The 13437-nt window shown below is 44.6% G+C and carries 10 protein-coding genes; 6 read left to right on the forward strand and 4 right to left on the reverse strand.

Annotation, left to right across the window (positions count from 1 at the left end; translation table 11 throughout):
• Window positions 1-28: 28 nt before the first annotated feature.
• Together R8N46_RS14255 and deoD are read left to right on the forward strand one after the other, a co-directional pair.
• Window positions 29-1249, forward strand: coding sequence for a phosphopentomutase (locus tag R8N46_RS14255; protein WP_005386434.1), 1221 nt, complete (start codon window positions 29-31; stop codon window positions 1247-1249).
• Between the two features lie 143 nt (window positions 1250-1392).
• On the forward strand, window positions 1393-2112 hold the full coding sequence (gene deoD, locus R8N46_RS14260; protein WP_005380140.1) for a purine-nucleoside phosphorylase: 720 nt from the start codon (window positions 1393-1395) through the stop codon (window positions 2110-2112).
• A gap of 95 nt (window positions 2113-2207) precedes the next feature.
• On the opposite strand, the gene R8N46_RS14265 is transcribed toward deoD, so the two are convergent.
• On the reverse strand, window positions 2208-2813 hold the full coding sequence (locus R8N46_RS14265) for a YtjB family periplasmic protein (RefSeq protein ID WP_005391677.1): 606 nt from the start codon (window positions 2811-2813) through the stop codon (window positions 2208-2210).
• Between the two features lie 91 nt (window positions 2814-2904).
• On the opposite strand from R8N46_RS14265, the gene serB reads away from it, so the two are divergent.
• Complete coding sequence (gene serB, locus R8N46_RS14270) at window positions 2905-3885, forward strand: phosphoserine phosphatase (protein ID WP_005386439.1); 981 nt, start codon at window positions 2905-2907, stop codon at window positions 3883-3885.
• A 63-nt stretch (window positions 3886-3948) separates the two neighbouring features.
• Here serB and R8N46_RS14275 read toward each other — a convergent pair whose 3' ends face one another.
• Entirely contained in the window at window positions 3949-6297 is a 2349-nt protein-coding gene (locus tag R8N46_RS14275) for a PilZ domain-containing protein (RefSeq protein WP_042521363.1), read from the reverse strand.
• A gap of 136 nt (window positions 6298-6433) precedes the next feature.
• Between R8N46_RS14275 and radA the strand changes: the two genes are divergently transcribed.
• Both radA and fusA read left to right on the forward strand, forming a co-directional pair.
• On the forward strand, window positions 6434-7813 hold the full coding sequence (gene radA, locus R8N46_RS14280; protein ID WP_005386443.1) for a DNA repair protein RadA: 1380 nt from the start codon (window positions 6434-6436) through the stop codon (window positions 7811-7813).
• Between the two features lie 215 nt (window positions 7814-8028).
• Window positions 8029-10119 carry an elongation factor G gene (gene fusA, locus R8N46_RS14285; protein WP_005386444.1) on the forward strand — a complete coding sequence of 697 codons (2091 nt, stop codon included), beginning with the start codon at window positions 8029-8031 and terminating at the stop codon, window positions 10117-10119.
• 118 nt (window positions 10120-10237) lie between these two features.
• Here fusA and R8N46_RS14290 read toward each other — a convergent pair whose 3' ends face one another.
• Window positions 10238-11185 carry a LysR substrate-binding domain-containing protein gene (locus R8N46_RS14290; protein WP_005380154.1) on the reverse strand — a complete coding sequence of 316 codons (948 nt, stop codon included), beginning with the start codon at window positions 11183-11185 and terminating at the stop codon, window positions 10238-10240.
• Window positions 11186-11291: 106 nt separating this feature from the next.
• On the opposite strand from R8N46_RS14290, the gene R8N46_RS14295 reads away from it, so the two are divergent.
• Window positions 11292-11492, forward strand: coding sequence for a DUF1127 domain-containing protein (locus R8N46_RS14295; protein WP_224721253.1), 201 nt, complete (start codon window positions 11292-11294; stop codon window positions 11490-11492).
• Window positions 11493-11560: 68 nt separating this feature from the next.
• On the opposite strand, the gene R8N46_RS14300 is transcribed toward R8N46_RS14295, so the two are convergent.
• A complete protein-coding gene (locus tag R8N46_RS14300) occupies window positions 11561-13252 on the reverse strand; it encodes an AMP-binding protein (protein ID WP_005391687.1) in 1692 nt (563 codons plus the stop codon).
• Window positions 13253-13437: the final 185 nt, after the last annotated feature.

Below are 13437 nucleotides of genomic sequence, written 5' to 3' on the forward strand. Positions count from 1 at the left end.
AAAGCCGAGTGGGCCTAAGGAACGAGCAATGAAAAGAGCATTTATTTTAGTACTAGACTCATTCGGTATCGGTGCAACTGCCGACGCTAAAGAATTTGGTGATGTAGGTTCAGACACACTAGGTCACATCGCTGACCAATGTGAAAAAGGCTTAGCAGATAACGACAATCGCCAAGGTGCACTTCGCCTTCCAAATCTATCGAAACTTGGTTTGGCAATGGCGCATAAAGAATCGACAGGTCGCTTCGCACCTGGACTAGACGCAGACGCTGAAATCATTGGCGCATACGGTCATGCAGCAGAGCTTTCTTCAGGTAAAGACACGCCGTCTGGTCACTGGGAAATCGCAGGTGTACCTGTTCTGTTTGACTGGGGTTACTTCACTGACAAAGCAAACAGCTTCCCGAAAGAATTGACTGACCGCATTCTTGAGCGTGCAGGTCTTGACGGTTTCCTAGGTAACTGCCACGCATCTGGTACTCAAGTTCTTGACGATCTTGGTGAAGAGCACATGAAGACTGGCAAACCAATCTTCTACACCTCTGCGGACTCTGTATTCCAAATCGCATGTCACGAAGAGACTTTCGGTCTAGACCGTCTACTAGAGCTTTGCCAAATCGCACGTGAAGAGCTAGAAGATTACAACATTGGTCGTGTTATCGCGCGTCCATTTGTTGGTGCTGGTAAAGGTCAATTTGAGCGTACCGGTAACCGTCGTGACCTTTCTGTTGAGCCACCATCAGCAACGGTTCTACAGAAACTTGTTGAAGAGAAGCAAGGCAACGTGGTTTCTATTGGTAAGATTGCTGATATCTACGCAAACTGCGGCATCACTAAGAAAGTGAAAGCGACAGGTATCCCTGCATTGTTCGAAGCAACGCTAGAGCAAATCAAAGAAGCGGGCGACAACACGATCGTATTCACTAACTTTGTAGACTTCGACTCAGCTTACGGTCACCGTCGTGACGTAGCGGGTTACGCAGCGGCACTTGAGTACTTCGATGGTCGTATCAATGAAGTGCTAGAGATTATGGAAGAAGACGATGTGCTTATCCTAACGGCAGACCACGGCTGTGACCCAACATGGCCAGGTACTGACCATACTCGTGAGCACATCCCAGTATTGGTTTATGGTCAAAAAGTACCAGCTGGTTCTCTTGGCCGCCGCGAAACATTCGCAGATATCGGTCAAACATTGGCAAGTTACTTCGGTACTTCTCCAATGGATTACGGTAAGAACTTCCTATAATTAGTTAGGTTTTTGAAAACTAGGAGCTTGATTGCTCCTAGTTTTATGTTTGCAGTATGTAAATGCTGCTTGTCGGAAATGAGAATACTCTGGCTTATATCGCCTTAAGCGCGGAGCGCTAGAGAAAGGTTAAGGAAAAGAAAATGGCAACTCCACATATCAATGCTGAAATGGGTGCATTTGCAGACGTCGTACTGATGCCTGGCGATCCACTACGTGCAAAATACATCGCAGAGACTTTCCTTGAAGATGTCGTTCAAGTGTGTGACGTTCGTAATATGTTTGGTTACACAGGCACATACAAAGGCCGTAAGATCTCGGTCATGGGCCATGGTATGGGTATCCCATCATGCTCGATTTACGCGACTGAACTAATCAAAGACTTCGGCGTGAAGAAAATCATCCGTGTTGGCAGCTGTGGCGCAGTGAATGAAGACATCAAAGTGCGTGATGTTGTGATCGGCATGGGTGCATGTACTGACTCTAAAGTGAACCGTATCCGCTTTAAAGGTCATGACTTCGCGGCAATCGCAGACTACAACATGGTTCGTGCGGCAGAAGACGCTGCAAAAGCTCGCGGTATTGACGTTAAAGTTGGTAACCTATTCTCAGCAGAGCTTTTCTACACGCCAGATCCAGAAATGTTCGATGTAATGGACAAGTACGGCATTGTTGGTGTTGAAATGGAAGCTGCTGGTATTTACGGTGTTGCGGCAGAATACGGTGCAAAAGCTCTGACAATCTGTACGGTTTCTGATCATATCAAGACTGGCGAACAGACTACATCTGACGAGCGTCAAACGACATTCAACGACATGATGCTAATCGCACTAGATTCAGTATTGCTTGGTGACGAAGAGTAAGCGACGAAGAGTCATTCTATTTTTCGCTCTCAAGAGCTAAAAAAACAGCCCGCACATTGCGGGCTGTTTTTATATGAGTTGTTAGCGCTACCTAGTTACTTGGTTAGCAGCAGGTTTGGCGCTTTTTTACGACGTATCGGTTGTCGACGTAAAATCAAGATGAACAACATACCACAGACAAAGCTCATTAAGACCATCATGTACATATAACGATCGCTCTTGCGATAGTGGTGGTCAGAAATAGCCGTCACCCGGCCCGTCTCAAAGGTCACGCGAACAAAACCGATAAGCGCACCATCTGCAAAAACTGGTTCAACCAACTGCTGGCGACCAATGGAAGCTGTTGCCAAAGGCGTATCTAGGCCAAGAACTTCGCGTACCGATAATGCCTCTTCACTAGACGCTAAACGTACACCCTGTGCATCGTAGATTGTTGCATCAAACACTAAACGGTCTTGTGCTAGCTGGTTTGTTAGCTGAAGTAATCGTTCTTGATCTTTAGTTAAAATCATCTCACTGGCAGAAAGAGACGCCTGTGAAATCAAAACTTTGGTGAGTGTTTCAAGCTGTTGTGCTTGAATTTTCTCATTACCCTTACTGATCACAACACTGTTTTTTATTGTGATAAACAACATCACACACAGTAGGATTAGTGCCAGAATTCTTAGGGCATTCCTTACTGAGAACAAAGATTCACTCATGCTCTTTACTCATCCATTTAAAATAAAACAAAGACTTGCCTTTTTAGTTTGTTGAGGTAACGTTTTAGCAAAGTCATAAGGGATTATATACATGGACGCGTCAAAAAGCTTGCCTATCAGAAAACATACGACACTTTTAAAACGATTACCCGAGACTCGATTTGCCTCCCAATTAGATAAAGCAAAAGCAAACTGGATCGTATTTGCTGAGTACCTTTCGCCAAGTCACTTCGAAGACATTGATTTCTTCACCGGCTTTTACAACCCGATACTAGAAACGTGGAAAGTTGGCCAATATGAAGTAGCCCTGATGGCCGGAGAGTTGACTCCTCAACATGAAACGATCTTACAAAGTCTCAACCTAGATTACGCCTCGCTTAATGAAGTGCCCGATCTATCAACCCAAGGGTTGATTGTATTTGATATGGATTCAACGGCGATCCAGATAGAGTGTATTGATGAAATCGCGAAACTGGCAGGAGTAGGGGATGAAGTCGCTGAAGTCACTGAACGTGCCATGCAAGGTGAGCTGGATTTTGAGCAAAGTTTACGTCAGCGAGTTGGTAAGCTCAAAGGTGCCGATGAATCAATTCTTGAACAAGTTCGTTCCCAGTTACCATTCATGCCGGACTTTGAAGCGCTAATTGCGACGTTGAAAGCCTTGGGCTGGAAAACAGCGATTGCTTCCGGTGGTTTTACTTACTTCTCTGATTACATCAAAGATAAAGTCGACTTAGATTTTGCTCGCTCCAATCAATTAGAAATTATTGACGGCAAACTCACGGGTAACGTACTTGGTGATGTGGTAACGGCGCAGATGAAGTCTGACATTCTAGTGGAACTGGCGGATGAATATGAAATTGAGCAGCACAACACGGTTGCTGTCGGTGATGGCGCTAATGATCTTGTGATGATGTCGGTGGCAGGATTAGGGATTGCGTATCACGCAAAACCAAAAGTGGAAGCTCAAGCGCAATCAGCGATTCGCTTTGCAGGGTTGGGCGGTGTGCTCTGTATTTTATCTGGCGCATTGGTGAAGCAGCAAAAGGTCAGCTGGAAAGCTAAACCTTAACCATCCATTCAAAAACACCGCCAGAAAGGCGGTGTTTTTTTTCAATTTGGTATGACTTTGAATTTACTCGGTTAACTCCAATCTAATTACTACCTCTTCAGTAATGTCTTCAAATTCACTGTAACCAACGAGCGCCGTCAACTCTTTTTCTAACTTGCTTGCTTGATGTACACCAAATTGGGTTAAGTCACTTAAATCTTGTTGCAGTAATGATGTCATCGGATCGAAAATTGGCGCAGTAGAAAGGCGAATCACGTAAAAGTCACCCATCATTCGCGCTTTCTTTATAAATTGAATCCGCTCTTTTACGCTGTTGAACTCTTGATGAAGCTTTGACTCAATGCCTGTAATTTTATTGCCTACTTTTGCGGCGCTTATGTAGATATCCTGATGTCTGGCTTGAGCACCTTCTACACGTTTTATTGGCTCTGCGATTAATGTGCTTGTCCGGCCTTTAAAGATAGGTTCAAGTGACAACAGTTGATCATGCCCAAGACGGGCAAAAAGCTCAATGTGTTTAGGTAGCGGCAAGTTCACCCCGATAACGGGGGTTTTTATTGAAGATGACGTACTCTTACTGATAAAAATGGGCGTGCTCAGCGTACGCGAGAGCAACATGCAGTGCAGCCTTTCAAGTAGAGCATTACTTGGTAGCGTCTCTTTTTGCGGGATTAGCTTGTCTTGATTGTGCTCGATAATGCTGTTGAAAAAAGCGATTACCTTCATGGTTTGGCTGCTTTCATCAATAACTAGCTGCACGCTACAACCATCTGGGCTTACACGAATTACTCGATATGGCACCGACATTAACGGCAATTTTTTGTCGTAGAGTTGTAATTCTCGAAAGTTGATTCTTACCTCTTGCCCAGAACGTAACATCGTGGGCTCACTTAGCCTAATTCCGAGTCCTCGTTTGGAAAGGTCAACAGTACAACCGCCGGTTCTAGTTTGTCCTGAGTACAACTCTAAAGGTGTTTTAAAACGATAACGAGGCTCTTTACGACGAGACTTTGCATCAAAATAAATGCCCTTTGGATTGCCGATAACTCTTCTCGGATGGCGAAACGCGTTTAATGTATTAGCGGGTAAGCGCGGCTTTTCAGTTAGCAGGTAATCCTGCCCTGACTTTTCGTCAGCAATTTCTTGCAAAATACCAATATGAGTCAGTGATTGAGACGTTTCTGCCAACTCTGGAGAGAATGCTGCTAGGTCTTCCTGTTCTTGCTCTGATAGTTCAAAGATTGAAATTCTAAAGGCGCGCCAACTCTCTCGTTTGCCACCTAAATGCCAAAATAGCTGGCGCTGTTCGCGAGTTGCTTCAGGGCGAAACATCGAATAGAAATAGGTTCGATTCTCGTGCTCGTGAGTAAATGAATAAAGGACATTGGTTGTTCCTTTAACACCAGGCTTAATGAGTGACGCGATGCGTTGCTCGTTGAATAAGGAACCAAACATTTGCTGGTTTCTCTCATCGTGCCAGTATTGCCAAAGCTTTTGATTGTTTGGCGTTAACATTGCTAATTTTAGGTCACTACCATCAAAGAATAGAGGCAAGCTGCTGGTGTGCTTTAGTGCGATGTGCTCATAACCGCGAGTTCGAGCTCGAATAATCTTGTCTTGATTGTCGTGACGAGCCCTTTTAACAGCACTGTTGAGCGCTTCATCTATCACTCTGGTGACGACATTGGTATCAGTTAAGCGTATGGTTCTGAGGTATCGAACTGAGTCATTTTCGTAACAGTCATCAACCGCGAGTATGCGGTATGCAAGCGGTTTCTCTATACCTGCAACGTTAGATTTGCTGGCAAATTCAGTAAACGTGACCTGAATAATTTCCCCAAGGTTATATTTAAATGCGCTAGGGACTTTAAACTTTGCGCCAGAGCTAGATAAATCAATGCTTAATCCATGAAGAAGCTGTCCTTTAGAACGGCAAATTTCAACTTGAGATTGGACTTTCAAGCGTTTTTCTTGGCGCTTTAAATCGTAGCCTAGGTGAACGGGTTCTGCTAAGAACGGGCTTTTAGGATCCGTTAACGATTGCGTTTTTTGCTGAGTAAGGCGCTTGCTCATTACGCGAAAGTTATTTCGCGTGTTGACCAATGCTTCCCACATTCCTTCCGTGTAGCAGCCAAACTTTTTGATGTTTTTATGGTAAGCGTTGAAAGCAACATCATCCAACCAATGTGGAATGCCATCCAAAATATACTCGCGACATTCGCCTTGAACGCGACCTCGCAAATCAATGCTTTTTTTGCATGGAGCCATTAAGCGGTTAAGTTCCATTTTAACCAAAATTTTGGCCGAAGGCGGCTCTTCCTCGGTCAGTTGGCCAAGGACAAAGTCAAAGTCATTCGTACCGTAAACGGGAATGAGTCGTTCTGCGAGCGAGAGAATTTCAGATTGCTGCATTATTTCTGTTAGAGTATGTCGTTACTTTAAATTGTATCGGCTAAGCGAAGTAATACTTAAGTATATCAATAGTTCATTTCAGTTCAGGTCTGACTTGGCTGTGCTTAGTCACATTTGTAGAAAAAATTGAGGCATCATGGCGAAAGCAAAACGAGCGTATGTTTGTAATGATTGTGGCGCGGACTTTCCCCGTTGGCAGGGGCAGTGTAACGCATGTGGTGCATGGAATACGATAACAGAAGTACGTATCGCAGCATCGCCAACCGTTGCTCGCAATGAACGCTTAAGCGGCTACGCTGGTTCCGCAACAGAAGCTACGGTTCAAACGCTATCCGAAATTGATCTGCAAGAAGTACCTCGCTTCACCAGTGGGTTTAAAGAGCTTGACCGCGTGTTGGGTGGTGGTGTTGTGCCAGGTGCCGCAATTTTGATTGGTGGTAACCCTGGTGCAGGTAAATCAACCCTTCTGTTGCAAACCATGTGTAGTTTATCTGCGCAAATGCCAACGCTTTACGTAACCGGTGAAGAGTCATTACAGCAGGTGGCAATGCGTGCTTCCCGATTGGGCTTGCCGAAAGATCATTTAAAAATGCTATCGGAAACGAACGTCGACAAAATTTGCCAAATCGCCGAAAAAGAGCAGCCTCGTATAATGGTAATAGACTCGATTCAGGTGATGCACGTTTCTGATGTTCAATCGTCGCCTGGCAGTGTTGCTCAGGTACGTGAATCTGCGACGGCTCTGACACGATACGCAAAACAGAATAATGTTGCGGTATTTATTGTTGGTCACGTAACAAAAGATGGTACCCTTGCGGGCCCCAAAGTTCTTGAACACATTATCGACTGTTCGGTACTACTCGATGGTGGAACGGATAGCCGATTCCGCACTTTGCGTAGTCATAAAAACCGTTTTGGCGCTGTGAATGAGCTTGGTGTCTTTGCAATGACAGGCCAAGGATTGAAAGAAGTGAGTAACCCATCAGCGATCTTCCTTTCTCGTGGTGAAGAAGAAACATCAGGCTCTTCCGTCATGGTGGTTTGGGAAGGCACGCGCCCTCTGCTAGTAGAGATTCAAGCGCTGGTGGATTACTCGCAGTTAGCCAACCCTCGTCGTGTTGCGGTCGGCTTGGAGCAGAACCGCCTATCACTTTTGCTCGCTGTGTTGCATAAGCATGGTGGCTTACAAATGGCAGACCAAGATGTCTTTGTTAATGTGGTTGGCGGTGTTAAGGTGACGGAGACGAGCGCTGATCTTGCTTTAGTTATGGCGCTTTTATCGAGTTTTCGTGACCGTCCACTCCCTAAAGATGTGGTGATTTTTGGTGAGGTAGGGCTTGCGGGCGAAATCCGTCCAGTGCCAAGTGGGCAAGAGCGTTTGAATGAAGCGTTCAAACATGGTTTCAAGAAAGCCATCGTGCCAGCAGCCAACATGCCGAAAGGTGGCATCCCTGGCATGCAAATTCACGGCGTTAAGAAATTGTCGGAAGCTATAGAGGCTTTTGACGAGCTGTAATGCTCATAAGAATGGTATTTGTGCAATCACAAACTGTTCTATTCGTCCTCAATAAAATGCGAATAAAGTACATAAATTGCTGTGTTTGACTATGCTTTGGGGACGGAAATTTCACGTTAAAATTTTTTTTCTTCCATCCGCACGCAAGGGTATCAGTATTGACAGAATGTGATATACTCTGCGCGCACTTTATACCTTATTAACAGAGTAAGACAATGACTGATTTATCAAAATACAGAAACATTGGTATTTTTGCTCACGTAGACGCGGGTAAAACTACCTCTACAGAGCGTATCCTAAAGCTAACTGGTAAGATCCATAAGATCGGTGACACTCACGACGGTTCAACTACTACTGACTTCATGGAGCAGGAAGCTGAGCGTGGTATCACAATCCAGTCTGCAGCAACAACTTGTTTCTGGAACGATCACCGTCTAAACATCATCGATACTCCTGGACACGTTGACTTCACTATCGAAGTTTACCGTTCTCTAAAAGTACTTGACGGTGGTATCGGTGTATTCTGTGGTTCTGGTGGTGTTGAGCCTCAGTCAGAAACTAACTGGCGTTACGCTGACGAATCACACGTATCACGTCTGATCTTCGTTAACAAACTAGACCGTATGGGCGCAGATTTCTACAAAGTTGTAGATCAAGTACAGAACGTACTAGGTGCTACACCTCTAGTTATGACTCTACCTATCGGTATCGAAGAAGATTTCGTAGGTGTTGTAGACGTACTAAGCCAACAAGCTTACGTATGGGATGAGTCTGGCCAACCAGAGAACTACGAAGTTCAAGATATTCCAGCAGACATGGTAGAGAAAGCTGCTGAATACCGTGAAATGCTAATCGAAACTGCTCTAGAGCAAGACGAAGATCTAATGATGGCTTACCTAGAAGAAGGCGAAGAGCCATCTCTAGAAGACATCAAACGTTGTATCCGTAAAGGTACTCGTGATCTAGCATTCTTCCCAACTTACTGTGGTTCAGCGTACAAGAACAAAGGTATCCAACTTATTCTTGACGCGGTAATTGATTACCTACCATCTCCAACAGAAGTTGATCCACAGCCTCTAACTGATTCAGAGACTGGTGAGCCAACTGGTGAAGTTGCGACTGTATCTGCAGACGAGCCACTACGTGCTCTTGCATTTAAGATTATGGATGACCGCTTCGGTGCTCTAACCTTTATCCGCATCTACTCTGGTAAGATGAAGAAAGGTGATACAATCCTTAACTCTGCAACTGGTAAAACAGAGCGTATCGGCCGTATGGTTGAGATGCACGCGGACGAGCGTAACGAGATCGATTCAGCACAAGCTGGTGACATCATCGCTGTAGTTGGTATGAAGAACGTTCAAACTGGTCACACTCTATGTGATCCTAAGCACGAATGTACTCTTGAGCCAATGATCTTCCCAGATCCAGTAATCTCTATCGCAGTTAAGCCTAAAGATAAAGGCGGTTCTGAGAAGATGGGTATCGCGATCGGTAAAATGGTTGCAGAAGATCCATCATTCCAAGTTGAGACTGATGAAGATTCAGGCGAAACTATCCTGAAAGGTATGGGTGAACTTCACCTAGACATTAAGGTAGATATCCTTAAGCGTACTTACGGCGTTGAGCTAGAAGTTGGTGCTCCACAGGTTGCTTACCGTGAAACTATCACTCAAGCAATCGAAGATAGCTACACGCACAAGAAACAGTCTGGTGGTTCTGGTCAGTTCGGTAAGATCGATTACCGCATCAAACCAGGTGAGCCAAACTCTGGCTTCACGTTCAAATCAACAGTTGTTGGTGGTAACGTACCTAAAGAATTCTGGCCTGCAGTTGAGAAAGGCTTTGCGTCAATGATGGAGCACGGTGTTCTAGCTGGCTTCCCTACTCTAGACGTTGAAGTTGAACTATTCGACGGTGGTTTCCACGCAGTTGACTCTTCAGCTATCGCTTACGAAATCGCAGCGAAAGGTGCATTCCGTCAGTCTATGCCTAAAGCTGGCGCGCAACTTCTTGAGCCAATCATGAAAGTTGACGTGTTCACTCCAGAAGATCACGTTGGTGACGTAATCGGTGACCTTAACCGTCGTCGTGGTATGATCAAAGACCAACAAGCAGCGTCTACTGGCGTACGTATCAAGGGTGATGTACCTCTATCAGAAATGTTTGGTTACATCGGTACTCTACGTACTATGACTTCTGGTCGTGGTCAGTTCTCTATGGAGTTCTCACACTACGCACCATGTCCAACAAACGTTGCAGAGCAAGTAATTGCTGACGTTAAAGAGCGTAACGCTAAGAAGTAATTCTTAAGTTAACTCTATAACTTGAAAGCCCCGCTTAGTGCGGGGCTTTTTGTATTTAGCAGTCTTATACGCAGAGCGTGTTTGTTTTATTCCTATTTAGCGTTTGTTTTGACGATTGTTATGATGCCGTTCTAGTACTGTTGCCTTTTAGGTCAATGGTCTTAAAGTCTGGTACCACTGACTTTTCAAATATTTCTATTTCTTCCTTCAACCATTGCGCAAACAATTGAGCTTTAGGTCTTTTTAAGTAGCCTTTTGGCGCACACAAGTAATACGCAAAGTTGGGCTTGATAGCGATATCTCCAATTCGGACCAATTTGCCAGAACGAAAATATTGATGAGCTAAACTGTGTTTTACTAATGCCACGCCTTGAAGTGATAGTGCAGCCTCAAGCACGAGATGTGATCCACTGTATTTTAAGGTAGGCTTTGCTGCGCAGTGACCCAAGGTTGCTAACCACATATTCCAATCAAGATCAGGCCAAACATCTTCAATCAGCTCAGCTTTGCTTAAATCCTCGATGTTATAGATCCCGTGCTCTTTCTGGTACACCGGATGACAAGCTGGATAAAAAGCTTCGTCCATTAGCCATTGTGATTCTAAATTGGGGTACTTTCCTAAACCGTAACGAACACATAAATCTATCTGGCTATCTTGAAAAGACACCAAATCATTGGTTGGTTCTAATAGCAAGGCGATATCAGGGTGACGCTGACGAAAAGCCGTAATTTTCGGGACTAACCAATGATGAGCGAAAGAGGGGAGTGTTGATATCGAAAGGTGGTTCGGGTTTGGATCTTGATTGACTAATCTTACCCCTTGCTGCAAATGAGCAAACCCTCTTTCTGCCTGACTAAACAGTAGCTCTCCCTCTGGTGTGAGCACGATTTTTCTGTGCTGACGAACAAATAGGTCCGTGCCTAAGAACTCTTCTAAATGACGAATTTGCTGACTAATGGCCGCTGGCGTAACAAACAGTTCTTTTGCTGCCGTTTTAAAGCTTCCTTCCTTTGCTGCAACGAAAAAGTAATACAAGCTTTGTAAGGGAGGCATTCGATCTTTCACATTAGTTTTCCTTAACTCTATGGCAGATTCTATCGTTTGAGGTTATCAGCGTAGTCGCTGATTATTAAGTGGTCAACATTGTATAGGGATCTTTGAAATGGAAAACATGACACACACTTGTGAGCGTACTATACCTACTGCCCATCAGAGCGGGTTACAGTTAATTTATTCTAAACTGGCGGCTTGGAGAAGGAACTATAAGACACGTCGTCACTTGAGAGAGTTACCAAAGCACCTTTGGGACGATATTGGATTAGGTGAAAGGGAGATTAGTTGTGAAGTGAGTAAGCCATTCTGGAGAGAGTAGTCTATGAGTTTGATTCAAGCTCAAAGTTAAGTTGCACTCCCCAATGGTGTTGAGGAGTGCAAGCAAAATTACAAGTCTTCTTCCCACACGACCAATTCATCTTTTGGCCAATTGTGGCCTATCTCATGATACTTTTGTTCGAGCACATGACGTTTAATTTTAAGCGTTGGCGTCAGTACGCCATTTTCTATACTCCAAGGTTCTTTAATCATTAACACACCTTTGATTTGCTCATGAGAGGCGAGTTCTTGATTCATCCTGGCAATAACTTTACGTGTGGTACGTGCGTATCGCTCTCGATCAAAGTTAGGGAAGTCATGTGGCACAACCAAAAGAATCGGAGCGGGTAGCCCTAAACCGATGAGACACATCATCTCTACGCGACTGTACTCGAAAAGCTTTTTCTCGATAGGAACCGGAGAGACAAATTTACCTTTGGCGGTTTTGAAGTTATCTTTTTTACGGCCTTGAATCGTTAGATAACCATCTGAGTCGATAGCGCCGATATCGCCTGTGTGTAGCCAGCCCTCTGAATCAAAAGACTCTTGGGTGGCAATATCATTTTTGTAGTAGCCAGAAAATAGCCCTTTGCCACGCACCATGATTTCATCATCGGCTGCGATTTTTAACTCAATGCCTGGCCCTGCATTACCGACACTACCAATTTTGTCAGCTCTAAATGGGTAGTTGAGCGTGCTGTAGGCAAATGATTCCGTCATCCCCCAAGCCTCTGTGATATCAAGGCCCACTGAGTGGTACCATTCCAACAGCGCTGGCGAGACAGGTGCAGAGCCACAGCCTAATACTCGAGCCTGATCTAAACCTAGACCATCTGCTAGCTTTTTCTTGATCAAAGAATTGACGAATGGGATTTTCAACAGAATATTGAGCTTCTTCTGTGGAAGTTTGTCTTGAATACGTTGCTGGAATAGCGTCCATAATCGTGGGACGGAGATAAACAGAGTTGGTCGGTGCATCTTCACATCTTCGATAAAAGTGTCCAGTGACTCTGGAAATGCTGTTGGCACGCCACCCATAATCGATGAACCGAAGATATAAACACGCTCTGTAATATGAGCGAGCGGTAAATAAGAGAACAATCGGTCGTTTTCTTGGATACCAATATGATTGATCAGTTGCTGAACAGACCAACTGAATGCGCCGTAAGTTAGCATCGCGCCTTTCGGTAACCCTGATGTACCTGAGGTATACACCAACGACATTAGCTTGTCATCGTAATGCTGCGGACGCTCTTCACTTGGCATTGCATCTGCAATGAGCGCTTGGTATTCGTGCTTACACTTTGGTGCCGTGTCATAAGGTAGAGCGATGCTAATGAGTTCAGGCATAGCATCAATGACTTGCTGAGTTGCTTTGGGATCATCGAGTTTTCCGCCAATGATCGCTTTACTTTCACTATGAGTCACACAGTATTCGATGGTGTCTGCACCGGCGGTAGGAAAGATTGGCACACTGACATAGTCACCAAGCATCATAGCAAGATCGCAAATAAACCATTCTGCACAGTTTTTAGATACTAACGCGACTTTGTCGCCAGGCTTTACACCAAGCGAGCGTAGTGCGCTGACAAGTTTTAAGGCTTGATCTGCAACATCAGAGAATGTGTACTCAACAAACTGTCGGTTAATAATTTGTTTTAGGTAGACCTCATTTGGACGCTCTTGAGCCCATTTGAGGATCATTTCATTTGGTGGTGGGAGAGCGCAACCAGCAGCGCTATTTAGATTCGGCTGATTCATTTTAAGTGACTCCATGTCTTCTCATTGTATTTATAATTGTTAACGCATTGTTAACTTTAGCATGTTAAATCGCGACACGGGAATGCATTTTGATGAAATATGTGGGGAAGATAGCGTTAGTTATGGTTGAAGTCGGAGCGACTCGATCTAAAAAGCAATGTGATTGATGCTACGCAAAAGAGAAC

It is taken from the genome of Vibrio sp. 1874, from assembly GCF_033344395.1.
GTDB classification, from domain to species: Bacteria; Pseudomonadota; Gammaproteobacteria; order Enterobacterales; family Vibrionaceae; genus Vibrio; species Vibrio alginolyticus.